The sequence below is a fragment of the Paenarthrobacter sp. OM7 genome (assembly GCF_029873575.1).
Lineage (GTDB): Bacteria > Actinomycetota > Actinomycetes > Actinomycetales > Micrococcaceae > Arthrobacter.
On sequence record NZ_CP123580.1, the window covers coordinates 39,364 to 66,043 of the forward strand.

Genomic DNA, 26,680 nt, shown 5'->3' on the forward strand with positions numbered 1-26,680 from the left:
TGTTTGGCGATGACAGCGGGATTGTCGTCCAACGAGATGACCTTGACGCCGGCGGCGGCCCGCTGGGCTGCGTTGCCGGACCTGAAGACCCGAGCCTACGAAGACACCGTTCGCGCTGAACTGCATCATCATAGAAGCATCACCCGGGGTGGCGATGCCACCCCGCGGTGAACAGCACCACGGGAGCTAGCCGATGGCAGCTACGTACGTCCTGGACCAGCCCAAACGGGGCCAAGACGAAAGGTCAGAGGGCAGCACTGACCACCACCAGCCAGAGGTGCTGGTGCGAGGCGAGCCCGGGATTGCTCATGGTTGGAAGTCGGGAGTCATTTGGGCAGCTCCGCGAGCAGTAGTGGTAGACAACTTATGCGATTCTCTGGGTCCACGAAGCCTTTCGCTTCAGCTTCAGGATGTCTCCGGGCCGACTCGACTGCGGTCATCCTTTGATTTGGCCAGGTACGAGACGCCGAAGACTGGTTCTGTTGCTAGAACCCGGACGTCAGTGACACCGTGAACTCCAAGGTGGGCGGAGACGCTTTATTGCAGGAGCGGTTGGTTCATGATGAGACCACCGCCGAGAATGACTGGGGCCTGCATCTGCAGTGTGCGGGCGACCTGCAACGCTTGCTCTGCAAGTTGCCAGGCTCCCTTGTCAATTAGGCGCACACTTGGGACGTGTCCCGAGCTAGCGCACATGAGTCAAGCACGCGGATTCAGGCGTCCGTCACGACCGAATTCCGGTGGATCCTCGACAGGTGCTGCATCTCGGAATCCATCGGTGGTTACTGACTGCGCTTAGGAGCGTCATGTCTCTTCTGCGCGGGGTGGGGGTATGCGTTGGGTTAGTTCGTCCAGCCCCTGGCGTAGCTCGGTTCGTAAGTATTCGGATACCTTTGTCAGTGCCTCAAGGTGATCAATGGCTGCAGCTGTGGGGGAATTCGATCAGAGCGTCGTAACTCCCGATGTCGGTCGGATGTAGGAGACGACTCGGTCGTATGCCAACTGTGCCAGAATCGCTGCCGCGTCCGCCAAGACCACGTCATCAAACACGACCTCGGGGGAGTGGTTGGTTAGTGGTTCTTTCGCCAGCTGGCCCGGGTTGGCCCCAAGAAGAATGAAGGCTCCCGGCACCTGCTGGAGCAACAGGGAAAAGTCCTCGGAAGCCATCCAGGGATGTTCCAGGATTTTTACCCTGTCTGGTCCGTACATGGCTGTCAGCTCCTGCACGACGAAGGCTGTCTCGTCAGGATCGTTAACCGTGGGCGGATAGAACTTTTCTACTCTCGTGTCAGCGAGGCACCCATGAGCTTGGGCGATACCGTCTGACAGCAAGGGTAGGTCTCTTGCGATCTGATCGAATGCGGCGTCGGAGAGAACCCTGACAGAGCCTTTGAGTGTGGCCGAATCCGGGATGATATTGACTGCCGATCCGGCATGGATTTCACCGACGGTGATGACAACGGGGTCGAAGACATTGACGCGCCGCGAGAGGTAGCTTTGTAAGGCCAGCACGATCTCGCAGGCTACAGGTACCGGATCCATACTCTTGTGCGGCTCGGCACCGTGCCCACCACGGCCGGTCACGGTAATTTCCAGTTCCCCGACGCCGGCCATGATGGTTTTCGGCCGAATGGAGAATTCTCCGGCGGTTTTGTGGGCGACGACATGGAGACCGTATACGGCATCGGGACGTTGGCCTGTGACCTCCAGCACCCCTTCGGCGATCATTGGTTCGGCCCCTCCCGGGCCTTCTTCTCCTGGTTGGAACATGAAGACCACGTCTCCGGGAATGTCGTCCAAATGCGCGGACAGAAGTAACGCGGCACCGATAAGGCCGGCGGTGTGCAAGTCGTGGCCGCAGGCGTGCATGAATCCGTTCGTAGAGGCGAACGGAAGGTCGGTTTCTTCAGTGAGGGGCAGTCCGTCCATGTCTCCGCGCAAGAGTACCGTTGGCCGGCGGGTATCGGTGGGCACTTGGCCACGACCTCGCAGTACGGCCACCACGGAGGTCAGTGAAAGACCTGTGTGTATTTCCAATGGCAGACCGTTGAGTGCTTGCAGGACGAGGGCTTGCGTTTGGGGGAGGTCATTGCCTATCTCAGGTACTTGGTGCAACTCTCGTCGCAAGGCGATCAGCCGGGGCTCGATGGCTGCGGCTTCCCCCTTGAAATTGATACTCTCATGCACTTTCATTGTCCTTATTCGACGGTCCATTCCTCCCCTTGGTGTGCCGGGAGGGGCCTGGGTGTGACTTCCTGTTGGCGCTTGTGTCTCCCCTGCTGGGTGCGGGGTTGATTATGAGATCAGTGTCTTCTTGCTGTGAGAGGCACTTAACGTAGAGGTAGGACTATTTTCGGGTCCGCAGTTTGGATTGAATCTGCGATGACCGTGGTCAGTCGGCGAACGCCTTCGGCTATGGTTTCCGGGGGCACTGCGCTGAAGGCCAGGCGGAGCTTGTTGGAGGGGCCGTCGGCGGGGGAGAAGGCTGCTCCGGGGATGAAGACGACGCCGGCGTCGATTGCTTTTGCGAGCAAGGGGTACGTGTCCACGCCGTGGGGGAGGGTGACCCAGACGAAGAAGCCGCCGTCGGGGCGGGTCCATGTAAGCCCGGCGGGCATGTACTCATCCAGCGCTGAGAGCAGGGCCTCGCACCGCTCCGCGTACAGCGTGCGGTACGTATCGATCTGGCTTTTCCAGTCATAGTCGCGGAGATATGCCGAGACGATCATCTGGTTCAGTGGCGGCGGGCAGAGCGTCACGGCTTCGGAGGCCAGGTAGAAGCGGCGCTGCAGGTGCGCGGGAACCAGTGCCCAGCCGATCCGGAGGCCGGGAGCGAAGATCTTGGAGAAGGAGCCGAGGTAGATGACATCGTCCGGGTTGGCCGCGCGCATCGGGGCGATGGGATGGCCATCGAAACGCAGGAGTCCGTAGGGGTTGTCCTCCAGGACAATGATGTTCGCGTCCCGGCATATATCGACGATCCGTTGCCTGCGTTCGGCGGCCAGGGTGATCCCGGAGGGGTTGTTGAAGTTGGGGATCGTGTAGAGGAATTTGATGTTCTTTCCCTCTGACTGGAGCGCCGCGATCCTGGCCTCAAGAAGCTCAGGTACCAGGCCGTCGTCGTCCATGTCGATCGGTGCCACCTCGACTTGGTATGCCTCGAACGTGTTCAAGGCCCCCACGTAGGTGGGGTTTTCCACCAGGACCACATCGCCGGGGTTGCAGAAGACCTTGGTGGCCACATCCTGTGCCGACTGTGAGCCGGCGGTGATGACCACATTGCCGGGATCAGCGTCGGTGATGCCCTCTGCCGCCATGATGTCGCAGATCTGGGCACGGAGCTCTTCGGTGCCCTGGCCGCCGCCGTACTGCAGGGCCGTCATGCCTTCCTCGGCGATGATGCGGGCTGCGGTCTGGCCGAGCTTCTCCAACGGCAGCGACTGCAGGTAGGGGTTGCCCCCGGCGAGTGAGACAAGGCCGGGCCGCATGGAGATGTCGAAGACATCGCGGACGGCGGATTGCTTGATGTTGGCGGCCCGCGCGGAGAACAGTTCCTCGTGCGGGTGGGCGGCCGTGGCGGCCCGCTCAATGGCGTCGATGGCTTCAGCGGGCAGCGTTGCGCCGGCATCCAGTGTTTCGTGGGTCATTCGTCTCCAAATATGTGGTGGCCTTTTTGGGTCCCGTGCTGTCAGCCATGTCGACGGTGGAAGCCAGGTCGCGCCGCTAAATCGTGCACAGCGTCCCGCGGCATGCCTTGTTAGTAACAAGTCGTAGTAAGCGTTGGGATGATGCGCGTCGGGTTGCGGCTGCGGTAGATGGCCCATGTGATCCCGGCTCTACGCCGGGATCACATGGATTGTCACTGGGGTCAGCGTCAGCTCAAGCGCGGGTTCAGAGTACTTTGCTGAGGAAGTTGATCGTGCGTTCCTGTTGGGGGTTTGCGATGACGTCCCTGGGGTCGCCGGATTCGACGACCACGCCGCCGTCCATGAAGGTCAGGGTGTCGCCAACTTCCCGGGCAAAGCCAATCTCGTGGGTGACGACGACCATTGTCATTCCGGACTTTGCCAGGTCTTTCATGACCGTCAGGACGTCGCCTACGAGTTCGGGATCCAGGGCTGAAGTGGGTTCATCGAACAGCATCAGTTCGGGTTCCATGGCTAGTGCCCTGGCGATGGCTACTCGTTGCTGCTGGCCGCCGGAGAGCTGAGCGGGGTAGTAATCGGCTCGCGAGGCCAGCCCGACCCGGTCCAGAAGTTCCAAAGCCTTGCGCTTCGCGGTAATTCTGGGCTGACCCTTGACGTGGACTGGCGCTTCGATGACGTTCTCCAGCGCGGTTTTGTGTCCGAATAGGTTGAAGCGCTGGAAGACCATGCCGATGTTGCGGCGTTGGCGTGCGATGTCCTTGACGTTCAGCTCATGGAGCCGGCCGGCCTTGTCTTTGTATCCGACAAGTTCATCGTCGACGTAGATTCGGCCGGCACTGATGGTTTCAAGTTGGTTGATGCAGCGGAGCAGTGTTGACTTCCCTGAGCCCGAGGGGCCGATAAGAACTGCGACCTCGCCTTCGTTGACGGTCATGTCAATGCCTTGGAGCACGTGGTGGTGCCCGTAGTACTTGTGCAGTCCCTCAATTCTTACCAAGGGACTGGTTGTCGGAGCCGGTGACAGATTGGTGTCGGTGGTGGCTGAACTCATCGTCCGCTCTCCTCCGGGATCTCGTTGGTTTTAGCCGCAGTGACGGCTTTCGCTGCTTTCAGTGCCGCAGGATTCACTGCGGCGGGTGCGAGGTTGTCGATGCCTTTGCCGTAGTGCTTCTCGATGAAGTGCTGGCCGACCATGAGGAGGCTGGTGATGAAGAGGTACCAGGCGGCGGAGACGATGAGCAGCGGAATAGGAAGGTAGGTGCGGTTAGCGAGCGAGTTGGTGACAAACGTCAGGTCAAGGGTGAAAGGAACGGCCAGGACAAGCGACGTCGTTTTGAGCATGCCAATGGTTTCGTTGCCTGTCGGCGGCACGATGACGCGCATCGCTTGGGGAAGGATGATGCGCCACATGATCTTCCCTTTCCTCATGCCCAGGGCTTCTGCCGCTTCCATCTGCCCCTTGTCCACGGATTTCAAACCTGCTCGGAAGATTTCAGCGAGGTACGCGGATTCGTTGAGTCCGAGTCCGAGGACTGCCGCCCAGAAGGCTGTGAGGACGTCCTGGGTGGTGAAGCTGAACAGCTCCGGTCCGAAGGGTACGCCGACTGCGATTTTGGGGTAGAGGACGGCGACGAGCCCCCAGAAGATGAGTTGCGTGTATACGGGAGTTCCGCGGAAAAACCAGACCCAGAACCACGAGGTCCACCGGAAGATCGGGTTGTCTGATTGGCGCATGAACGCCAACAGTATGGCCAAGCCTACGGCCAAAGCCATGGACAGAACCGTGAGTAACAGCGTCCACCCCACGCCACGGATCACGTTGATGTCCAGGAGGTACAGCCCGACAGTATCCCAATGGAATTGGGGATTTGTTGCAAGGTTTTGGCCGATCAGCGCCACGAGGAGAACGAGGATCCCCGCACCTACCCACCGTCCAGGGTGCCGTACGGGAATTGCGTCGATCAGAGTCGGCGCCTTGATCCCCTCGGGCGCGGTGGTTTCAGCTGTCTGGGTTCTCACGCCGCGTCCTCCGTATCGTGATGGGGGGAGGATACGGATTGTTGTTGGTGGCGGTCCGCGCGAACGGCGATGGCTGAACCGGCCAGGGGCGCTGTCATGCAAGGCGCTATCGCCGGTACGCTCAGCGCGTGGATGGCCGGAACCGTACCGAAGGGCCTATGGGATGGAATCATGCTCTGCCTTAGTTAAGAGGGTACATATCGCGTAGTAACGGGCCGGGCCGGAGGCCTGCCTATTGCCTGATCCCAACCATAAAAAGAATGTGGCTCAACTCACGTAAGCCTTAGGTTTTCTGAGCCTCGACGGCTCAGGGCTGGGTTCAGCCTCAGAAATTGCGGGGATAGGAAGCGATGTTCCTTTCAGGCGTGCCACGATTCAGCAGCATGCCCGGCGGTTGATTCCTGGTCACAACCAGTGACGGGCGCCGTGGCTTGAAGAAGAGAGGAAACCAATGGCGAGCACGTCAGACATCGTTGGACAACGACACGACCCCGAGGCGCCCCGGTATGCAGGAATCGCGACGTTCGCCCTGCTGCCCCGGTTGGAAGAAGTCCAGCGGGCAGATGTTGCCGTGTTGGGCATCCCGTTCGATTCCGGCACGAGCTTCCGGCCCGGAGCGCGGTTTGGTCCGGCCCACATCCGCGAAAATTCCCGCCAGCTGCATCCGTACCACCAGATCCACGATGCCTACCCGTTCCGTGACCAGCAGGTCGTCGACGCCGGCGACATCCCTGTCGGACCGTACGGAATCGAACGGGCTGTCACGTCGATCCAGGCGGGAGCGGAAAAGCTGACATCCCAAGGCACCCGGATCATGGCACTTGGTGGTGACCACACGATCGCTTTGCCGTTGCTGAGGGCGGCTGCGGCGCAGCATGGACCGCTGGCCGTGCTTCACTTCGATGCCCACTTGGACACCTGGGACGTATTGCACGGAGAATCAATCTGGCACGGCTCCCCCTTCCGTCGCGCGGCCGAAGAAGGACTGATGGATCTGAATCGATGCCAGCACGTAGGCATCCGCGGCGGAGTCTACGATCCAAGCGAGCTGGACGACGACCGTCAAGCCGGGTTCGAGATCGTCCGCAGCGAAGAATTCCAGGAACGTTCGATTCCCAGCATCGTCGAGCAGGTACGCGGCCGTCTCGGCACGGGGCCCGTGTACATCTCCGTGGACATTGACGTTCTCGACCCTGCCCATGCACCAGGCACTGGGACCCCGGAGGTGGCCGGCATCAACACCCGGGAATTCTTCGCCGTCCTTCGGCAGCTGCGAGGATTGAACATCGTTGGCGCAGACGTTGTCGAAGTCGCGCCGGCGTACGACCATGCAGGCGTCACCGGTCTGGCCGCAGCACACACGGCGTGGGAACTCATTACGCTCATGGGTCTTCGCAACACCACCGGCGAGGACAGTAACTCCTGACCCGATTTCCGCCAGCCCCTGTTGGCAACCGGGCGACGGCCAGTCTCGGCTGCCGCCTGTGTCGTACCCCACGTCCGTTGAGCCGACATAGCCTGGTTCGGACTTGGCCACCCGGGCAGCGAATGCCCTTAGGGCCGAGCAAAGACACAGTCAGGCATCATTCCTGTGGACGCAGGGGAGCGATCGACATTAAACGCTGAAGCCCGCGGCCGGTTTACGGCCGTGGGCTTCAGCGTTGGATTTGCACCGCGGTGGGGGACAGGTGCCTATACGGTTTCTTGATGACCTCCGACTGCTGCATTAATGGCGACGAGGAAGTCGTCGATGTCAGCAGGGGTGGTGTCGAAAGCTGTCATCCACCGTACTTCTCCGCGTGCCGGATCCCAGTCGTAGAACCTGTACCGTTGCCGCAGTGTTTCGGCTGCCCCCGGTGGCAGGACGGCCAGAACAGCGTTAGCCTGCGTTGACTGGGACAGGTGCACGGCCGGGTTGCCCTCCACTCCTGCGCGCAGCCGCGCGGCCATGGCGTTGGCTTGCGCAGCTGACCGGTACCAAAGGTCCGATTCGTAAAGGGCGATGAGCTGCGCCGAAACGAATCGCATTTTTGATGCCAGCTGCATGTTCAGTTTCCGCAGGTACTTGACGCCCGCGACGGCATCCGGATTGAGGACGACAACTGCTTCCCCAAAGACCATCCCGTTCTTCGTCCCGCCCAGGGAGAGCACGTCGACTCCGGCTGCGGTGGTGAAGTCGTGGAAGGGACGCTGCAGGTGGGCGGCGGCATTGGACAAGCGTGCGCCGTCCAGATGCAGCAGCATTCCCCGCTCATGGACGAAATCAGCGATTTCCTTGATCTCCCCGGCCTGGTAGGCCGTACCGAATTCGGTCGTTTGCGTGATGGACACCGCAAGGGGCTGGGCCCGGTGTTCATCACCCCAACCCCACGCTTCCTGTTCGATCAGTTCGGGGGTGAGTTTGCCGTCACTGGTAGGTACCGGCAACAACTTCAGCCCACCGATCCGCTCGGGGGCCCCGTTCTCATCGGTGTTGATATGGGCTGAAGCGGCGCAGATAACTGCTCCCCAGCGGGGCAGCATGGACTGCAGCGCCAGGACGTTCGCCCCGGTGCCGTTGAACACAGGGAAGGCCTGGACTTCTGGCCCGAAATGCTGCCGCATGACGTGCTGGAGACGCTCGGTGTAAACGTCCTCTCCGTAGGCGGGCTGGTGGCCCTCGTTGGCTTGGATCAAAGCTGCCAGCACTTCCGGGTGCGCCCCGGCATAGTTGTCTGAGGCAAAGTTGCGCAGACCGGCATCATGCAGGGGCCGGCCCGGGTGAAGGGCTGTGGTGAGTTCTGTAACTGACATGGATGTCCTTCCGAGTACCGGCCAGCGGCTAGATCAGGTGCTGCCGGGTCCCGTTCAAGCTCCCGGCATCCGCGTCAAAGAGTGCCGTGACGTGTTCGGCAAGTTCCTGCACATCGGTGTAGCCGGGGAAGGCACGGTGTGGCGCAGCCTCACGCATGGCGTCATCGACCAGTGCCTTGACGACGAAGACCACTGCCGCTGACTTCTGTCCGACGGGTTCTGCCTTGTTGCCTGTTTGGCTCTGGTGGAAGCCGTCGGCGACACCCAAGACCCAGGCCTCGGAGGCTGCCTTGATCGCAGAATAGGCGGCGCCACCAGCGGTCGGTTTCTGTGCCGTCACAGAGGAGACGATCGCCAGACGCCCTTTGTCAGACGATTCAAGATCCTCGTAGAAAGCCCGGGAAGTATTCCGGAGCGTTGTGAGCACACTGGTGTGCAGAACGTCCCAGTCCTGATCCTGCTGGCCAGTGATGCCATCCCCGCCACGCCATCCACCAACGAGATGGATCAGCCCATCGACAGGGCCGACGTCCGCGCGGACAGTCCGGGCGAAGGTGTCGACCTCCGCAGGGTCCGCCAGATTGCAGACGTACGGTGTCACTTCCGGGTACTCCATGGCGAGGGCTGCAACCCCGGCTTCGTTGACGTCCACGGCCGCGATCCTGGCCCCTTGCCCTGCCAGTGACTTCACGACGGCCCGGCCAGCGGCGCTCGTGGAGCCGGCAACCACAATGTTCAGGGCGGTCCGGGTCATGATAGGGGCGCTCATGCAGCAGTCTCTTCGGATGTCGTCTGCGCTGTTTGGCCCGTGATGCCGGAGGTGGAGGAGATGACGTCCCTGATTTTCTTCTCGAGTGCCTCGTAGAACATTGAGTGCGGGAACTCGTCGTCGAGAACCAGATCAGTCAGACCCCGCGGCGGGCCCTCCAGGGGCAGCGCTTCAGGGCCCTTGGCCCAGATTGAGGCCGGGTGAGGCGTTACGGTCGCCGAGATCAATTCGTAGGCAGCCAGCCAGTGGGCTGTTTTGGGACGATCGATTGAACGCCAGTACAGGTCTTCGATTTCCTGCCCGAGGGCGATGACGACCTGGGCGGCACCATCCCAGTCGATGGTCAGTTTGGTGTCCGTCCAGTGCAGAACGTGGTGCTGGTGCATCCAGGCGAACAGCAGCTGGCCACCGAGCCCGTCATAATTGCGAACGCGGCTGCCGGTCATGGCGAACCTGAAGATCCTGTCGAAGATCACAGCGTACTGGACGAGCTTGGCATGTTTGCGCGCTTCCGGAGAAGCGTTCTCGTCCTTTTCGATCCTTACAGACTCGCGGAACGCGGTGAGGTCGCAGCGCAGCTCTTCGAGGGTGTAAAGGAAGAAGGGCATTCGCTGCTTGATCATGAACGGGTCGAAGGGAAGGTCCCCGCGCATGTGCGTCCGGTCATGGATCAGGTCCCACATCACGAAGGTGGACTCGGTCAGGTGCTGGTCATCCAGCAGGCTTGCAGCGTCTTCGGGCAAATCCAGCCGGGTGATGTCGGCTGCTGAGCGGAGGACGCGCCGGAACCTTGCCGCTTCACGGTCGGCGAAGATGGCACCCCAGGTGAACTGCGGTGTCTCGCGGACGGCGACGGATTCGGGGAAGAGCACTGCCGAGTTGGTGTCGTATCCGGGGGTGAAGTCGATGAACCGGATCGGCAGGAAGAGGGCGTTTGAGTACTCCCCGGTTTCGAGTTCGTCGATGAACTCCGGCCAAACAACTTCAATCAGAACTGCCTCCACGAAACGGTTGCTGCTGCCGTTCTGCGTGTACATCGGGAAGACCACCAGGTGACGCAGACCGTCGGCCCTGTGCTGCTGAGGCTGGAAAGCCTGAAGAGCGTCAAGGAAGTCGGGCACTTCGAAACCGGCTTTCTCCCAGCCTGCAAAATCGTCCTGCAGCCGTTCCAGGTACTCTGCGTCGTGGGAAAACTGCGGAGCCAGTTCTGCGAGGGACTTCCGGATCGTCGCGGACAGCTTTTTGGCTGTTACCTTGTCCTGCGGCTCCGGCACGGACCCGTCCCGGGCTTGGATGAGCTGGAAATCTGTAGCGGCCTGCTTCAGGGCCAACCATGCGGGAAGCTCACGCAGTTCGGTGGCGGACAACGTCACGGCGGCGGAACGTGTGGTCGTGGACATGCCATTCCTTTCAAGGGATAACGCTCGGGTGAGTACCGACGCTACAGCGAAGACAGCGGAACTAATTGAAGAGTCCGTCGAGCATAAGAGATTCCGAGGCTCAGCTCATGCGGGACTCTACGAGCCCCCAAGAATCACGGGACTGGGTGCACAATCGGCTCTCCGTGTTGCATGGTTCAGACTTCGCCGATTCAGCGCAAGAGCCTCTCCCCGGGGCCGTGCGACCCGCTTCGGGGCCTGCGAGTAGATTTGGGGTCAGAGAGTGGGACCGGGCCGGCGAAACAGGACAAGATAGGGACAGCGACGCTAAGGGAGAGATCATGGCCATCAGTTCCAGCCAACTGCAAACACTGCTCGCTGTCATGAAGACAAGCTCCTTCGCTGCCGCCGCAGAAGAGGTCGGTTACTCGCCCTCGAATGTCTCGCAGCAGATGCTGGCACTCGAGCAGGAGACAGGAGTGCGGCTGTTCACGCGCCACGCCAGGAGCGTCACGCCCACGGAGGAAGCCTTCGCGCTGGCCAAGCAGGCCGCACGTATCCTGGCCGGGGTGGACGTCATGATTACCAGTTCCCGGGCGGTTCAGGGCGCAGGTAAGGACCTGTTGCGGGTGGGGATATTTCCCAGCCTTGCAGCAAGGATCCTGCCCTTGGTGTTGCGGCATCCGGACTGGGAGGAAACAGGGGTGGACCTGCGCGTGTCCGTAGCCGAGCCTTGGGAGACTGCCGATGAACTCAGGTCTGGCGGACTTGATGTAGCTTTCGTGTTCCAACTCGGAGACTCCAGCCCGCCCTGGCCGCCGAGTATCGCCAGGGACCACATAGCCGAGGACTCCTTCAAGGTGGTCATTCCCGCTACGTGGGGGATCGCCTCCAAGACGCTCATGAGCGTGCATGATCTCTCATCCAGGCCGTGGATCATGCAGTACCCCGGCGGCAGCGACGGGATCGTCATCGAACAGCACCTACGAAGCCATAACTTCCGGCCCCGCGTCGTAGGTGTCAGTGATGATTTCAATGCCACAGCGGCCTTGGTCGGGGCCGGCATGGGCGGCGCTTTCCTTCCCGAACTCTCACTTCAACGCGCAGAAGGCCTGGTCCGCGTCCGCGTCGACGGCTTGGAGATGAGTCGAAACATCATCGCACTGACCTCCAAGGAGCGGCCCGGGTCCAGGCCGCAAGCGCTCATCCGGCTTTTCAGGGAAGCACTCGAAGGCCCCCGGTAAGCCTCGGTGTTCGATGCGGCGTCAACAACGATCAGCTCCAATGCGGCATTGCCGCTGACAAGTCAGCGAAGCCCCACGATACGTGATGCTGTGCGCAGGTGTCCTAACCGGGGAATTACATTTCCCAATGGAAGCCTCAGCACCGGCGACCTGCCGTTGGTCAGCGGACAGCACCAAGTCAGACGGGTCTGCTCTGCGCATCAGAGCTGACTTGGCTCGTGGGTCTCTGTCCCCTGCGCCGACGCAGGGAACTCCGGGAAATCAATGGCATCCGCAAGAATCTATGCCGAGTCAGGGACCGACACATGACGGATCGACAACAACCAGCACACCTAGCCGCGACCTTCAACGGCCATCAATTGACAGCGGTTACCGAAGAACCGACCACCAAACGCATCGTTGTCGACCCGTCCGGGAAGCTCTTTTGGACGCCGCCATTTCACGCCGGTGAGGCCGAAGAATCGCTTCTGTACCGATCTGGCCAGCGGGTGAGTTTCCATCTGAACGGAGCTTTCAGAAGGGGCATCATCGATGTTGTCATGCCCGATGGCACCCTGCTGTGGGTGTGGCTGGACGATGGGGCAGGTCGACGGCTGCTGTCCGCCGATGATACGACCCTGCTGGTGGAACCGGAACCTGTGGATGACACCCCACCCCCAGCACTGCCGAACGGCGCCGAAAGGCCGGATACATCAGCGTACTGCTGACGTATCCGGCTCCTGCACCGTGCCGGCCCCGGACTACTCGAGGTTGGTGGCCGGGTTCACTTCGGCTTTGTCCACAGCGGTCTTTTCCTGGCCCCAGGACTTAAGGATTTTCTCGTAAGTCCCGTCGGCGATGAGGCTGTTGACCGCGGCTGCCACGGCGGTAGCCAGCGGTTCGTTGTCCTTGGCGACTGCGATTCCGACAAGGCTCGGGTCCACGGCGTCCCCGAGGGTTTCAAGCCGATCGCCGGTTTCGGACACGGCGTATCCGGCAGCGGCCGACATGGCCACGAACGAGTCGAGGCCTCCATTGATGAGGCGTGTTGTGACATCCGTCTGGTTGGTGAGGGTAAGTACCTCAATGGCAGGCTTGCCGCTGGCGACGCAGTCATCGGATTGCTTTCTGACGGCGCTCTCCTGGAGAGTTCCTGTTTCGACCCCTACCTTCAAGCCGCACGCATTCTTGCTGTCAACTTTCTTCGGGTTGTCTTTCTGCACCACCCACTGCGTGCCACCGGCGAGGTAGCTAACGAAGTTGACGGCCTTCAACCTCGTGGACGTCACAGTGAAGGATGACACGCCCAGGTCATACTTCGGGCCGAGCGAAGGGAGAATGTTGGCAAAGTCGGCGTTCTGGAATTCCGCCTTCAAACCCATGCGCGCGGCGACGGCGTTGGCTATGTCGATATCGAAGCCCATGGGCGTTTGGCCGTCGGCGCCGCCAAGAAACTCCGCCGGAGCATAGGTAGGATCGGTCGCCACGGTCAGGGTGCCGTCAGCCCTGATATCAGCGGGAACGCTCGCCGCGATCTGCTCGTCCTGACTGACGTTGGCAGGATTGAGGCTCTCGGGAGACGATGTTCCTCCGACCTGCTCGGACGTTGAACAAGAGGCGACAGACAACGCGATGGATGCGGCCAGAACTAGGGCCAAGCCAGTTCTCTTCTGCATGATTTGCACTTTCTCTAGGCACATATATGTCCGTTCTTGGGAACGTTGTGGTAACGCTACGGTTCCCGAAAATATGAGCAATCGGCCATAAGAAGGACCGCACCGTGGCCACGAATTCGCCTGCAAAGGCCGAGAATTTCTTATGGACAGCCGCGTCGGTCCCGGAGTGGGTTATACGCCCAACATTTCGATGGCTCCCGTACGATAAAGCGCGGCCGGCCTCAAGATGAAGTATTTTTCCTGCGCCTCGGGGAGAGCCTGCAGGCGTATGGCTCACTCCAGCTTACGGTGATGCCGCTCACAGTTAAGTAAAAACTAGGCTCGAGAGGCACCCGCACCGAGGCGGGGACTGAAAGCTCGAACAGGAACGGCTTCAACCATGAATGACTGAGATTGGCTTGCGCGGTCTGCCTAGGCAGGCTCAGGGTCGAAGACGACTCCTGCGCGTTGGCTCCCCGATGCCATTCATGATGAAGCAACCGCCCCGCCCCCGCAGCGCGCATCAGTGCGTCCTGCAGCCGGGTGCGCACCTCCAAAAGATTGAAAGGCAATAATGGAGAATTCTCCAACACGTGGCACACGGCCGCCCCAGACGGGGTTGAGCCTCATCCAGCAGGTGAAAGCCCGCAAACCGCTGCACATGCTGAAAAAGGAATCAGACACTCAGACAACCGGTCTTAAGCGGAGCTTGAGCCTGGTTCAACTGACGATGATCAGTGTGGGCGCCACTCTGGGAACTGGAATTTTCGTCGTTCTGGGCGATGCTGTACCCATTGCCGGCCCCGCCATTTGGATTTCTTTCGTTATAGCAGGCGTTGCGGCCATGCTCTCAGCCCTTTCATACGCGGAAATGGCAGGGGCCGTACCCGTCTCGGGATCCAGCTACTCCTATACCTACGTCACCATGGGTGAAGGGCTGGCATGGATTTGCGGATGGTGCCTGCTGTTGGAGTACGCAGTCTCCGTAGCCGCCGTGGCTGTCGGAGCCGGTGAATATCTATCCGAAGTGACCAAAGCGTTCGGTATTGACCTTCCGCAAGCGCTGATACAACCACCAGGCGATGGGGGAGTGTTCAACGTTCCAGCGGTCGTAGTCGTCCTGCTCGCCGTTGTGTTGCTCATTCGCGGGTCCCGTGAAAGCGCCGTCGTCAACACCATCCTCGTAGGTCTCAAAGTAGCTGTACTGCTGCTTTTTATCGTCGTCGCCTTCAGCGCATTCGAATCACGGAACCTTGAACCACTTGCCCCCATGGGTCTGGCCGGCATCACGGCTGCTTCCTCCCGGTTGTTCTTCTCCTACATTGGCTTCGACGCGGCTTCCACCGCCGGCGATGAAGCAAAAAACCCCCAACGTGACCTGCCCAGAGCCATCGTGATCTCGATGGCTGCCGTAACGGTCCTTTACGTGGCCGTCGCCGTTGCCGCCGTCGGCGCCCGACCCTGGGGCTGGTTCGACGGTCAGGAATCGGCCTTGGTACGCATCCTTGAAGAAGTCACCGGAACCGTGTGGGTCTCCCTGATTTTCGCCATCGGAGCTGTCATCGCCGTCGTCAGCATCGTCCTGGTCACCCTTTATGGCCAGACCCGTATCCTGATGTCAATGTCACGCGACGGAATGATCCCGCCTATATTCGCCAAGGTCTCCCGCCGTACCCACACCCCGGTCGCCAACACTCTCATCACCGGTGGCGCCATCGCTGCCGCCGCAGGACTGATCCCTCTCGGCGAACTGGCCGACGCAACCAGTATCGGGACCTTGTTCGCGTTTGCGCTCGTCAGCATCTCGGTCATCGCCCTGCGTCGCAGCCAGCCCGACATTCCACGTACCTTCCGGGTCCCTCTGTACCCGTTCACGCCGATACTTGCTGTTGTTATGTGTCTGGTTCTGATGCTGAACCTCGGCGGAAGCACCTGGATAGTTTTCGTGATCTGGATGGTGCTCGGGGCCAGCATTTACCTCGCATACGGCCGCCGGCATTCCGTTGTGGCGCGCAGCTTCCAAGAAAAAGACACACCAACTGAAACGAAAACCGCGGTGGATCAACTACGGCTCTGAACATGCACGGGTTCGGAAGGGTGTCCTCCGCACAACCCAAATTCGGCCGTGCTTCATACTGTGCCGACACAACGCGGTGTCATGGCTGGCCCAAGCCATGACACCGCGTGCACACACCGGATCAGGCTAGGTGCGGTGATCTCTGACAGCAATGCCAGCCGCGACCTCGCTCTGGTTGGGGCGAGCTTTGTTCCGGACGGAATATCCTTCTCGAGGAAGCGCAGTCAGAAGTGGACAGATGGTGCCTCATGACAAATCTCGCCCCTTAACGCCGTACTCGAGCGAACGGACCAACCCATGCCCCTGCCCACCAACGACCCCTTGGTTACCTATCCGGACGGCGCAATCGTTTCGATAGGAACCGTCCTCCACGTCGAGTCGCTGACTGCCGGGCGGTCAGCGGTCCTGCTCGACACCACGGCCTTCCATCCCGTCGACATGGCATGGCCCGACCAGCCAGCCGACCGCGGAACGATCACCACTACGGCTGGTACCCAGTCGATCCTCGAGTGCGTCACCGGCGGAATCTGCGACGGCGAACTTCATCTGGTACGGACATGCCGGTCCGGATGGGAACCGAGGGGTGGGTTTTCGTTGTCGCACATCTCATCGAAGGGCCGCCCCCAGCGGTCGGTGAATCGGTACAGATCGACGTTGAAGATGACCTTCGTGCCGCTCTCTCAGCCGGACATACCGCCTGTCACCTCGCCGCGCTTGCCCTCGACGTCGCACTGGCAGCAGCATGGACCAAACCCGTGGTCAAGGATGCACTGGGGAACCCTGCATTCGACGCACTGGCCATCCAGCATTCGCGCATCGACGCCCACCGCTCCACGGACACCTACCGCATCGGAAAATCCCTCCGGAGAAAGGGATTTTCTCCCACCTCGCTCGACGACCCTGCGTCCGTTGCTGAACGCGTCAACGCCCAGCTATCGCAGTGGATCCAGGCCGGAGGCGCCGTGAGGATCGACCGAGAGGCGGCAGCTCTTTCCGCGCGACGAACCTGGGTTTGCGAACTCCCAACCGGACGCACCAACATCCCATGCGGGGGCACCCACATCCAGGCCCTTGCAGAACTGTCCGCCATCAACGCATCGCTCACCACCACCGAAATCGACGGCGGCCACCTGCTCATCATGGAAACGGTAACTGCACCGAACTGAACCCTTAACGCCTGCCAATGGAAGCCTCCAACATTCAGGGTAGAACCCACCCGACAGCAGCATAACCTCGTCATCACGGAGTCCAACCCCGGCAACCCAGTCCAGACCACGCCTGGATTACATTCACAGAACTCGTCGAGAATCTATTGTGGCTCGCAATCTACGCGGCTACAGGGACAACCTTGTCCACTGGAAGAACATCATCGTGCAGTTGGCCGGCACCGGCTGCTGTGGACGCTGATGAGTCGGCACCCCGCACGTGGGTCATTGACGCATGCCGGAGAGCGGGCGTCGACCCGCGGATCGTCTGCGCCACTGACGACCTCACCATTCAATTGCGGTTCGTGGAGGCAGGAACGGCAATAGCGGCCCTGCCCGGGCTCGCACTCCACGACGGGCCCCAACTTACGGAAGTTCCCGACCGCTCCAGGCATCCAAAGCCGCAAAGCTCTTTTCGCACGCCGCGAAACTTCCGCCAGCCATCCTGCGATCATCGCAGTCGCCGCTGCCCTGGAAAGAGCCATCGCTATTTATGCTTAACGCGGGCTCCGGCGGACTGGCTGGTGGGCTCTGTTGGAAGCGCCGGATGCTGAATGGACGGAATTCCCTCATCTACTTCTACTCCCGTACTTGAACGCCGATAACGGAGATTATGTCGCGTTGTGGAGACGCACGGCTGCGTCTCGACAGCTACCTTGGCCCGCTCCATCGTACGGAACATTCGACGGGCCGACGAAGCCGCCCTGAGCGAACGCGGGCCGATCATTCCATACCAGAGCCACGTTCCGCCTCTGCGACACGCCGGGATCTCGGCCGACACGCTGGAGATTAAATGTGGCTAAGTAGTCCACAGGGTGTGGATTTCATCCCTCACTTTGGCGGAATCACGGACATTTTGAGAACGCTTGCCTGTGGACGAGCGGTGGATTGAATGACATGCTTGTAATACATCATCTAGGGGTCCGGGCGAGGGCCTTGCACTACATGTAGTATCGATGATTGGAAGACCAACCATCCGGTGGTCTGACGACGAAGCGCACGTTCGACTGAACCTCGAACATGCGCTTCAAAATAAAATAGGGATCGACGCCTCGCAATCAAATTGGTTGCGTCAAAGGCCCAAGATAATGTGTTTTGTCGTTTCGTTCTTCCAAGGGGGAACGTCAGAACAGACTACGAGCGGTTAGAACAAACGTCAACATTGACAACGTTCCGTGTCTTGTGCCCCGGTGGTCCCGGAAAGGAGTAGCCGCAATGGCTACACGCGTAGTACGAATCCGCATCAAGCGGACGATCCGTATCCGCCCGACGCAGCGCTAGAACGCTGGGTCGAACATGAGGCCGGCGCTGCGATAGCTCGCATCGAAGCGCCGGACCCTCACCTTTTCATTCAAACCACGTAAGGACGACAACAATGGCTAAAAACAGCCGTCAGACCAGCAGCAAAGCTGCCTCCGCCGCAAGCCAGGTATTGCGGAATCCCCGTTCCGGCGCAGCTGCTAAAACAGCAGCGGCAAGCGCGCTCTCCCAAAAGGGCAAGGGCAAGAAGTGAGCGCTCAGGAAGGTCTTCACGAGGACGATGACCAGATCTTTTCCTGGGGTTCGCCCGGCTTCCCAAGGCCTTTCGTGAAGCGCTATAGAGCATCCACAAACACATGGGACGCAGTAGGTTAGGTTCTTGGCCTAACAGACAGCACCCCCGGTTACAAACTGATGGAAGGACCGACCAACCGCATCGGTCCTTCCATCAGCCTTTACGCGCTTCTGCAAAGGACGTCAGATTTCTCGAGCAGAACATTCGCGACGGGTCACCTTTCGGCCGTATGGTCTCTGCGGGCCGGCGAGGGTTCAAGCGGCCCTCCTACCGCTGACAGTTCAGCCTAGCGGGGCAAGGTGTCCGTCAGGTCTTTGGTCGTAAGTGCGGGCTCTTCGTAACCCACGGTGAGGTAATCCACCTCTGGCGCCTGGATAACGACAGTTCCATGCGGTTCAAGGCGATGCACATTCTCACTGTCAGCCATCCGGTACCAGATCTCGCCGGTAAGCGTGAAGGCTCTGTCAGGTGTTTCGTCGCCGTTTCTGCTGAACGATTTCAAAGCACCTTGAACCCAAGCGCCGCTCTTCAGCTGCACTCCCACGATCACTCTGTGGCCAGGCATCATCTCAAACGCCGTGTTCCAGGCCGATTGACCGCGCTCTATGGTGTCCGACTCTTTCTTCCTCATCTTCAACCATTTAGCCCGGCATCCCTTCAGAAGACGCGAGGCGGTTTTGCTTCCGAAGAAGGCACCAAACGATACCGCCAGTGCAAGATCCAGGAGGGTGACGCCAAAAAACAGCTGGGCGTCCTGCCGAAAGAGCACTCCCGGGTCAATGAAGAATTGACGTAGCGTGCTTCGGGCTGGCTCGAAAAAGAAGGCCGCGACGTAGTGAAGGATGAAAACCGCCACGAGTGACGCCGCGCTGGCTATGACCACCGCCGCCGTCTCACGAAAGGCGGAACGCTTGACGACCGAGCCGTGGCCCTCATACCGCCAGATAAACGCGATTCCGGGCAGCAAAAGGCATACGTAGAGCAACGCAGCTATGGGCTCCGTGGGCACCATGACTCCTTAACGAGTGTCCCGGCCGCGATAATGGGGGAATACACAACGACAAGGAGAATGAAATGGCTGACAACAAATCTAACAACCCTGACTCCAGCGGCCGTAGCCGGACCACAAAGTTCGCGGAAGGACAAAAGCCGGCCAGCTACTCGGTTCCGCCGGCAACGATGAAGCCGGGGTCACCGCCAGCGGCGCCGAAGAAGTAGAGACATAGTCCTTTAGCAGGAACTCCGCCGGGGCCTCAATCCCGCCATAGTACCGGAGGTACCAGAGGCATCCTCCTTCGCAGAGGCGGCCAAGATGGCCGGCCGTGGCAAGCCCGGAAAGCTAACCCGAGCCGGGTGGTCCTTCTAGTCATGCAAGAGGCCGGGATGAATGCGGCGTAGACCTTGGTCTCGCTGCCGTTCGAAGCATCGCTTGAAGATAACGCGCCCCGAAGGCTTCGAAAGCCCAAGCGTGAGGCCTTAATTGGCGAAGCCTCGATCAAATAGCGGTTGACCGAAGCTTCGCTCGCATTATGCCCACCCGAAGCTTGACGTTGGCTGTGAAGACTCAGCCTCTGGGACTCCGGGGTTCTGTCGGCTATCGGGATAACCCGCCTTTGCTTCTCTCGGCGCCTACAGCCGCACCTGTGCGGGACTTCTTGGCCTTGGTTGCTTTCCCGGTTGTCACGGCTTCGCTGGGGTGTTTGCCTTCGCTGCGGGCGGCTGCGAGTCGGCCACGGATCTGCGTTTCGTTGGCGCCGGTGTCGGCTAGGGACTCCGCGAACTTCTGGTGATGTTCGGCGGAGCCGTAGCCGGACTGTGCAGCGGTTTCGGTCTTCAAGCCCTGGTCCTTTAGCCGGCTGCTGTCGTTGCCTGTGACGCGGTTCTCAATCTCTCGGCCGACGCCCTCCATGCGTGCGAAGAGTTCTTTCTCGGCGCGCTCGTACCTCTGCTCCTGCGTCGACCATTTGTCGCCCTTGAAACCGCCCTCAGCCAACAGTTTGGCTTCGTGCAGGTTCTTGGCTGCGTCCACGAAGGCGGGGTCTTTGAAGTGTTCCTCGCTCGCACCGTTCATGTTGGCCGTGGTCTCCTTACGGAGCTGGTCGATGTCGGGTCCGTTGATGCCGTCCTTGCCGATCAGGTACAGGCGCTCCTTCACGGCCGCGTCGGCTACCTCCAACGCTTTGGGTGTCTTGGCGTTGTGTGCCAGCTGGAGTGCTTTGGTTAGATCGGGGTTAGCCAGGTACTCCACGGGCACCTGGTGGCGTTCCATCTGGGGTGCGAGCTTCGCCGCCTGGGCGCGGAGTTCTTCGACCCGGGCAGCGGCCAGGAGCTGCATTGCCTTTTCGTGTTCCACTGCGGCTGACTGTGATGCCAGCTGGGCGCCTGTAGCTGCCTGCCAATGCCGGATGAGCCTGTTCTCGTCGCTGCGCTCATCGGCTACCGTGTCGGCAAAGTCGTGACGAAGTTTCCAGTCGTCGTAAAACTTCGGATCATGTTCTTTTGCCCATTCCGTAGCCCGGTCCAGATCAGTCTGGTCAACGCCCTCGGGGCCTTGGCCAACGGCCGGTGCTGTGGCGGTTTGCCAGTGCTGAATGAGTTCCCTTTCGACGGATCGTTGATCCTCTACGGTGTCCGTGAATCCATGGCGGTTGTTCCACTCGGCGTAGAACCTTGGCTCTACTTCGGAGATCCATTCAATGGCACTCTTGAGTTGGCTCTTGTGGTCGTCCTGGCCCTGCACTCCCGCGGCGGTTCCAGGTGCTGCCAAGCGCGCCCTCTCTGTGGCCACGGTGTGAATGCCCGACTCAAGATCCGCGGTGTCCGTACCGACGTCTCGGGTGTCGATGCCGTACCGCGCTAAGACTTCCTGGCGGATCCTTTCGCACGCTGCCAGAGCGGTGGGGTCGTGGTCCTTCCACGCTTCTGCGACGGTGTGGGCGGTAGCGATGTCGGACGGTTGGGCGGTATCCCACCACTGGTCCTTTTCAACCGGTGCGAGTGCTGCGTGCGCTGCACTGCGTTCGGCGGCAAAGCGTGCTTGGACTTCGTGAGCTGCCTGTGTGTCCAGGTGTTCCTGCTGCCGCTGAGCTTCCTGTCGCTTACGAGCCAGAGTCTCTGCAATACGGGACGCGATCATCAATGAGTGCCGCAGTCCGCTGTCTACTACATCGTCGATTCCGTCTGATTCACTCATGGTGTTCCCCTTGCACTAGTGGTGTGATTCTTATCGGTCGAGGCTCGGGCCGGCATCGCGACGGCTGGGCTGATAGGTCTTTGCTGGTGCAGCGATTGGTGTGGTGGGCACTGCGGATCCGGGACGGATGGGAACCATGCCTCGGCGTGCGATATCAATTGCACGTGGCGGCACCGTTGCCTCAGCTGATTGCTGCTTATCGGCATCCACTGGTGCCGCCTTGGGCATGGTCCCGGTGAACGGTGCAAGCTGGTTTTCCACCACTGAACGAATGCGCTGGGCTTCCCGGGTCCGGCCGGACTGTTGATGCATTTCGTACACGGCGAAGGCGGTGTTGATCAGTTGCACCATGAGCGCTGTCTGCGCGGCAGCCTTGTTCTTACTCGACGCTGCCATGAACAACATCGCGGTCCCGGCAATGGACGGCAGTGCAATCGGCTTGCTGTGCTCCCTGGGTGCACGGAGCTGGGCGGTGCGGGACAGTTCCGCAGCCGTAGCAGCCAGCGGTCCGGGCGTGGGTTCGAGACGGTGTGACCATGCAGCAAAGGCCCCGGAAACTTCTCGTGCTGCCTTAGCCCATGTGGCGTGATCGTCACGTGGAATGGACCGCAATTGTTCCGCCAGGGCGGTGGCGTTTCGGGTGTACTCCACCCATACCTGCGGCGACGGGGTAGCTTTCTCAGGTCCGGTCCTGGAGACAGTGCGCTTGTTACGCGCAGCGGCATTCCACTCGGCTGCCGCTTCAGTGGCAAGATGCGGCGAATCCATCCACGCCTCACGCAAAGCACCAAGCTTCAAGTCCGACGCGAGCGTGCCACCACCAAACCAAATAGGACGCTCCCCAGCTTTGGGACGTTCAGCCACCGAGTAGCCAACAATGACGTCGGCGGTGTTCTTCGCGTAGCGGGGGCGAAGCAACATGCCGGTGTCACGGGCCCGTCGAACAAACTCGCCTTCCGTTGCAGATGCGCTGGCACTGGCGCGCACTTTTCGTGCCAGCGATGAGCGGTGCATTTCCCGTTCGTCCCGCACGGCCGTGGCCTTCTCAGCACGGTCGTAACCACGGGTGGCATACACGCTGGAGAGCTGTTCAAGGCCGTACTTAACTTCCAGTTCACGGCAGGTCTGCTGCGCCTTCTTGTAATCCCCGTGAGTGGAAGCCTTGGTCCCATCTTCACGAACGAGTGAGACGGCGATGTGGATGTGGTGATTACCATTTTCGCTAGTGCCGTGGTTCACGGCTGCCCAGCGGCATTGGGCCTTTCCACTGGCCGCAGTGAAGCCCATGGCATCCACAAAATCGTTGGCAATGTCGCCCCACTGCTGGTCCGTCAGCGCACCCTCTTCGGCACGCAGACTCAGCGAGCAATGCCAGACCTGGGCGTCCTTGTAGCCAACGTGAACGCGCTCCTTCTTGGCCGCGTCCCAGGCAAAGTCCTTGACCTGAACGGAGACCCCGAAGAGCTTGCGCGGCTGGTCAAGGTGCTTGGCAATCGCCAGGGCATCATCCTGGTCCAGAACGCCGTCGTCATACCAACTCATGATGGCCGCATCACCTGCAACCAAGTGCGGGTCGGTGTGCGCATTCTTGGTCTTGTCCGAGTCAGTCGATGCCAGATAAACCATGAGCCCGCCCATGCGCGAACCACGTGTGATGTTCGGAATCATCTCTACATCAACCCCTCAATGGCCCGATCAATTCGCATGGCCACGGAACGAAGATGCTTCAACGCTTCACGGGCCTCCACGGGGAACTCACCCGTCGCATTGGCCTGCCGTGCGAGCTGGTTGATGTTGTTCGACGAACGCGCCAACAGGTTGTGCAGCTGCATGAGTTCAGCACCGATGGCACGGCGCTCGGTCGGTGAGTCGGTACGTTCTGCCAGGGCCGCCGAAACCAACAGGTTCGGAACGGTCACTTTCTCCCGTTCGGCCCTCGCCACGAGAGCCGCTTCCTCTTCCACCGTGACCCACACGTCACGGCGCTTCTTCGTTCCGGCCGGAGTGTTCGCACGACGACGGCGGGACAGATTGGGGCGGTGAGCGTTCTCCTCTTCCGACATCCCAATCCCTCCTTCAAAGGCCCAGCGCAGCGACCCCGAACCTGGGACCACACTGACAAGTGTGCCGTACTCGACCGCCAGTGTCGAGGACGACAAGCCACTTACACCCGTGTAAGTGTATAGCTTGCTCCGAAGGGCTAAGTTTTCGCGTTTTTTGCACCCTTTGTGCGACGCACCAAAAACCATACCTATCGGTGTCAGTCAGGGCCGCTAGACTGGCCACATGGACATCAACGACATTGCCGCTAAAGCGGCCGCGAAAATTGACGCTGCCAGGGACGCCAAGGTCAACGCTGTGAAGAACGCAGCAGCCAGCAGCGTCGAACTTCAGGAAGCCGCACAGCTGCTCGCAGCAGCCGAACAAAAGTACGCCAAGGACTACCAAGCTGCGCTGCGTGCCGACTGGACCGAATCGGACTTGCGCGGCTTCGGCCTGGACACGCCAGGTAGGAAGGCCGGCGGACGACCGCGCGGCAAGAAGACCGCCCGGGAAACAGCGCCTGCCTCGGTGGCATCGGACCAGTAACCCCTCGCCCACATGGGCACGGCAAAAGCTAAAACCTTCGGGCTTTTCCCGCACACATGACGCTCCTATAGCTGTCAAACCTGAGGTACAGGTAGGTCGCGAAACCGTTGTCGGCACTGCTTCGGCTGTCCACAACCGGGGACAATTCTTATGGGTTATCCACCGCTACGGCGGCCGGGGGAGCTACCCAATGGCTCCCAATAATTCAGCCGTGGATAACCCGAATAGCCCCCAGCCATGGACAGCCTCAAGGTCATGTTGAGTGCCTGGTTGACCCGGTAGATGTAGGGGTCAACCTTAGGGCTGCGCGAGTAGGCCCGTAAGAACGTTCTCTACGTATCCAGCACCCATAAGTCCGTCTTCGGGCTTTCCCTCATTGTCGCCACCGGGTACTGCTTCTTCGCCCAAGCGCCGGCTGGGGTCGGAGTCATCGTAATGCACCTGAATTGACCGGCCAGTGATCGGTTCCGTCCGTGCGAAGACGGGCATGGGCCACTCTTCCGGCACCCAGCCAGCCATGGGGCCAAGTACCTCCCACTGACCTTGCTTCAGGCCGAGGTAGCTGAACCTTCCGATGAGGACGGAGTCGTTCGGAGACAGGTTCTTCACGTCTGACAGCATTGGGACCTGCGCCCATCTCTGGGCGAAGAAGTAGCCGAGCAGAATGCCTTTAGAACTCATGCGAGCGACGAGCCCTACGCCGTAGCCCCCGCCGTTCAAGGGCACCGCAAAAAGACTTCCCGGACCATACTTCGGCTTTGCCACTACTCTCCCACTCGTCGATTGAAAATCTTGGGGTGCTTGCCTGTTTGTCGGCCCGCTGTTAATAGCATCGGGTATGGAGTCCCCCGAGAACTCACATCGCCATGCTAGGTGATCGGAAAGCGCGAGCGTCTTCATCATCTCGCAATGCTAGAGAGCGCGGAGTGTTAGCGGATCTCTCTTGGTCGTTCAGCCATCGCCGGTACTCGGCGATAAGCGCGTCGTTTCTCGATTGCCCACGCTCCAACCGTGAAAGGTAGGACGGCCATTGGTTGAAGTGTTCAGCTGCGTTTTGCAGAGTCAGCCCAAGCTGTATTCGTAACCGCCGCACGTCGGCTATCGAGGGCGCCGGGGCCGGGTTCATAATCTGTCGATACAGTTCTCTTGCAACGTAGCGTTTGAGGCATCGCATAATCTCGCGCTTACTCTTCCCTTCATGGGTCCGCTTCGCCACGTACTCCTTTGTCCTGGCATCCGACCCCATGCGCACCAAGACAACATGGTGCAGGGCCTTATTGGCGTTTCGGTCACCGCCTCGACTCAACCTGTATCGGCTTGTCTTGCCCGAAGAAGCGGGAACGGGCGCGACCCCTGCCAAGGCCGCGAATTGAGCTTCATTGCCAACGCGTTCTCGGTTATCTCCGATTGTCACGAGCAGCTGGCTGGCAACTTCGACGCCCACTCCCGGCAGATCGCAAAGCAACGGAGCGTATGCGTCCAGAAGTTCCTTCAACGCCGAATCGGCCTCGGCAATCTCGTCGGTCAGTGACTGATACCTCTTGGCCAATTTCTTTAACGTCCAGGCAGTCACGTGGACCGGATCTGCCAAGTGGCCAGCAGGCTTGGCACGCGCCATCGTCCCGATCATCGCAGACGTCACCATGCCCCGGTACTTCTCCCTCATCAGTTCAGGTGCCGAGATCATGATGTCCCTGATCTGGTTGATGGCAGCAGTTCTCGATTTCATCGCTGAGGAACGAGATGCCCGCAATAGCCGCATGCACTCAACCGGGCCATCCTTATGTTTGGGAACAGCGGTGCAACGTTCTGCCAAGACGGCCTGAGCAGCCTGGTAGGCATCGAGGGGGTCGGACTTGCCCTTCAACCTTCGATGCTGCCGGTTGGGCTGGTTCACCTCCACCACTGTGAGGCCTTCAGACCGTAAAAGCCTAGTAAGTCCAGCGCCATAGCTGCCGGTGCATTCAACTCCCACCGCAGCGACTTCACCGTAAGACCGAGCGAACGCAACGATAGCCCGGTAGCCTGCGTCGGTTGCACGAAATTCCTGGTCCCCCAAAGGCCGGCCATACTCACTAACAACGGCCACATGATGGGCATCTGCGTGGGTGTCCACACCGACAACGACACGCACTTCTTCCTGATCCGGCATAGGGCCTTCCCTGACGAGTTGAGAATCACGTGACCCAGGTGGGCAGACAAAACGGTAAGGGGATCATGGTCAAGCTCCTATCAAGTCATGACCGCCCAAGCCACGCGAAAAGACTTGAACCAGCGGACACGACATGTGCAAGACAGCACCCCGAGGAGCACGTCAAATGGACGATGAGCCACGCCGGTTCAAGACCAATACCATCATTACCGTGGACGACGGGACCCACCCAACCGGCTGCACACAACCACCACGTCACCAAAACGAGGACACTCACCAGGACGGGCGGTGGCCGTGCACAGCCTGGCAACGCAGTCGGTCACCAACGGGAACGTTTCCCATGGTCCAAGACTCAACGCTGGCCGACACACCACACGATCAGGGCCGGCTTCCTTTCAGCCGGGACGACAGACACTGATCACGC

At 60.3% G+C, this 26,680-nt stretch carries 22 protein-coding genes and 1 pseudogene; 7 read left to right on the forward strand and 16 right to left on the reverse strand.

Annotated elements, in window-relative coordinates:
• Positions 1–2 precede the first annotated feature (2 nt).
• From QEH68_RS21950 to QEH68_RS21970, 5 genes and pseudogenes are all read right to left on the reverse strand, one after another.
• Positions 3–232 (reverse strand): annotated as a pseudogene (locus QEH68_RS21950) (pyridoxal 5'-phosphate synthase lyase subunit PdxS); the annotation flags it as partial.
• A gap of 710 nt (positions 233–942) precedes the next feature.
• Entirely contained in the window at positions 943–2,193 is a 1,251-nt protein-coding gene (locus tag QEH68_RS21955; protein WP_280628162.1) for a M20 family metallopeptidase, read from the reverse strand.
• A 137-nt stretch (positions 2,194–2,330) separates the two neighbouring features.
• Complete coding sequence (locus tag QEH68_RS21960; RefSeq protein WP_280628163.1) at positions 2,331–3,647, reverse strand: PLP-dependent aminotransferase family protein; 1,317 nt, start codon at positions 3,645–3,647, stop codon at positions 2,331–2,333.
• A gap of 244 nt (positions 3,648–3,891) precedes the next feature.
• Positions 3,892–4,698, reverse strand: a complete 807-nt coding sequence (locus QEH68_RS21965; RefSeq protein WP_280628164.1) for an amino acid ABC transporter ATP-binding protein — start codon at positions 4,696–4,698, stop codon at positions 3,892–3,894.
• Positions 4,695–5,666, reverse strand: coding sequence for an amino acid ABC transporter permease (locus QEH68_RS21970; RefSeq protein ID WP_280628165.1), 972 nt, complete (start codon positions 5,664–5,666; stop codon positions 4,695–4,697). Before QEH68_RS21970 ends, QEH68_RS21965 begins: the two co-directional genes overlap by 4 nt.
• 451 nt (positions 5,667–6,117) lie before the next feature.
• On the opposite strand from QEH68_RS21970, the gene speB reads away from it, so the two are divergent.
• Positions 6,118–7,092, forward strand: coding sequence for an agmatinase (gene speB / locus QEH68_RS21975; protein ID WP_280628166.1), 975 nt, complete (start codon positions 6,118–6,120; stop codon positions 7,090–7,092).
• 266 nt (positions 7,093–7,358) lie between these two features.
• Here speB and QEH68_RS21980 read toward each other — a convergent pair whose 3' ends face one another.
• From QEH68_RS21980 to QEH68_RS21990, 3 genes are read right to left on the reverse strand one after another with little or no spacing between them, the layout of a single operon-like run.
• Positions 7,359–8,459 carry a low specificity L-threonine aldolase gene (locus QEH68_RS21980; protein WP_280628167.1) on the reverse strand — a complete coding sequence of 367 codons (1,101 nt, stop codon included), beginning with the start codon at positions 8,457–8,459 and terminating at the stop codon, positions 7,359–7,361.
• 28 nt (positions 8,460–8,487) lie between these two features.
• On the reverse strand, positions 8,488–9,228 hold the full coding sequence (locus QEH68_RS21985) for an SDR family NAD(P)-dependent oxidoreductase (RefSeq protein WP_280628168.1): 741 nt from the start codon (positions 9,226–9,228) through the stop codon (positions 8,488–8,490).
• Positions 9,225–10,628, reverse strand: a complete 1,404-nt coding sequence (locus QEH68_RS21990; RefSeq protein WP_280628169.1) for a DUF6421 family protein — start codon at positions 10,626–10,628, stop codon at positions 9,225–9,227. Before QEH68_RS21990 ends, QEH68_RS21985 begins: the two co-directional genes overlap by 4 nt.
• Positions 10,629–10,948: 320 nt before the next feature.
• Between QEH68_RS21990 and QEH68_RS21995 the strand changes: the two genes are divergently transcribed.
• Complete coding sequence (locus QEH68_RS21995) at positions 10,949–11,851, forward strand: LysR family transcriptional regulator (RefSeq protein ID WP_280628170.1); 903 nt, start codon at positions 10,949–10,951, stop codon at positions 11,849–11,851.
• A 305-nt stretch (positions 11,852–12,156) separates the two neighbouring features.
• Positions 12,157–12,558: a hypothetical protein gene (locus QEH68_RS22000; RefSeq protein ID WP_280628171.1), complete on the forward strand. Its 402-nt coding sequence runs from the start codon at positions 12,157–12,159 to the stop codon at positions 12,556–12,558.
• A 33-nt stretch (positions 12,559–12,591) separates the two neighbouring features.
• Here QEH68_RS22000 and QEH68_RS22005 read toward each other — a convergent pair whose 3' ends face one another.
• Positions 12,592–13,506, reverse strand: a complete 915-nt coding sequence (locus tag QEH68_RS22005; protein WP_280628172.1) for an ABC transporter substrate-binding protein — start codon at positions 13,504–13,506, stop codon at positions 12,592–12,594.
• A 640-nt stretch (positions 13,507–14,146) separates the two neighbouring features.
• Here QEH68_RS22005 and QEH68_RS22010 point away from each other — a divergent pair.
• Complete coding sequence (locus QEH68_RS22010) at positions 14,147–15,562, forward strand: amino acid permease (protein WP_280628173.1); 1,416 nt, start codon at positions 14,147–14,149, stop codon at positions 15,560–15,562.
• A 329-nt stretch (positions 15,563–15,891) separates the two neighbouring features.
• Here the strand turns inward: QEH68_RS22010 and QEH68_RS22015 are convergent, their stop codons facing one another.
• Positions 15,892–16,080: a hypothetical protein gene (locus QEH68_RS22015; RefSeq protein ID WP_280628174.1), complete on the reverse strand. Its 189-nt coding sequence runs from the start codon at positions 16,078–16,080 to the stop codon at positions 15,892–15,894.
• Positions 16,081–16,119: 39 nt separating this feature from the next.
• Between QEH68_RS22015 and QEH68_RS22020 the strand changes: the two genes are divergently transcribed.
• Positions 16,120–16,728 (forward strand): metal-dependent hydrolase, encoded by a 609-nt coding sequence (locus QEH68_RS22020; RefSeq protein WP_280628175.1) that lies wholly within the window; start codon positions 16,120–16,122, stop codon positions 16,726–16,728.
• A gap of 1,414 nt (positions 16,729–18,142) precedes the next feature.
• The gene (locus QEH68_RS22025) at positions 18,143–18,280 is read left to right on the forward strand and encodes a hypothetical protein (protein ID WP_280628176.1); all 138 of its coding nucleotides are present in this window, start codon (positions 18,143–18,145) and stop codon (positions 18,278–18,280) included.
• A 328-nt stretch (positions 18,281–18,608) separates the two neighbouring features.
• Here QEH68_RS22025 and QEH68_RS22030 read toward each other — a convergent pair whose 3' ends face one another.
• The 4 genes from QEH68_RS22030 to mobC form a co-directional block, all read right to left on the reverse strand.
• Positions 18,609–19,334, reverse strand: a complete 726-nt coding sequence (locus QEH68_RS22030; protein WP_280628177.1) for a DUF6338 family protein — start codon at positions 19,332–19,334, stop codon at positions 18,609–18,611.
• 582 nt (positions 19,335–19,916) lie between these two features.
• A complete protein-coding gene (locus tag QEH68_RS22035) occupies positions 19,917–21,515 on the reverse strand; it encodes a hypothetical protein (RefSeq protein ID WP_280628178.1) in 1,599 nt (532 codons plus the stop codon).
• A 30-nt stretch (positions 21,516–21,545) separates the two neighbouring features.
• On the reverse strand, positions 21,546–23,183 hold the full coding sequence (locus tag QEH68_RS22040) for a relaxase/mobilization nuclease domain-containing protein (RefSeq protein ID WP_280628179.1): 1,638 nt from the start codon (positions 23,181–23,183) through the stop codon (positions 21,546–21,548).
• A 2-nt stretch (positions 23,184–23,185) separates the two neighbouring features.
• Complete coding sequence (gene mobC / locus QEH68_RS22045; RefSeq protein WP_280628180.1) at positions 23,186–23,578, reverse strand: plasmid mobilization relaxosome protein MobC; 393 nt, start codon at positions 23,576–23,578, stop codon at positions 23,186–23,188.
• A 223-nt stretch (positions 23,579–23,801) separates the two neighbouring features.
• Between mobC and QEH68_RS22050 the strand changes: the two genes are divergently transcribed.
• A complete protein-coding gene (locus QEH68_RS22050; protein ID WP_280628181.1) occupies positions 23,802–24,104 on the forward strand; it encodes a hypothetical protein in 303 nt (100 codons plus the stop codon).
• 297 nt (positions 24,105–24,401) lie between these two features.
• On the opposite strand, the gene QEH68_RS22055 is transcribed toward QEH68_RS22050, so the two are convergent.
• Together QEH68_RS22055 and QEH68_RS22060 are read right to left on the reverse strand one after the other, a co-directional pair.
• On the reverse strand, positions 24,402–25,007 hold the full coding sequence (locus QEH68_RS22055; protein WP_348537393.1) for an Imm26 family immunity protein: 606 nt from the start codon (positions 25,005–25,007) through the stop codon (positions 24,402–24,404).
• Positions 24,961–26,256 carry an IS110 family transposase gene (locus tag QEH68_RS22060; RefSeq protein WP_280628182.1) on the reverse strand — a complete coding sequence of 432 codons (1,296 nt, stop codon included), beginning with the start codon at positions 26,254–26,256 and terminating at the stop codon, positions 24,961–24,963. Before QEH68_RS22060 ends, QEH68_RS22055 begins: the two co-directional genes overlap by 47 nt.
• Positions 26,257–26,680 lie beyond the last annotated feature (424 nt).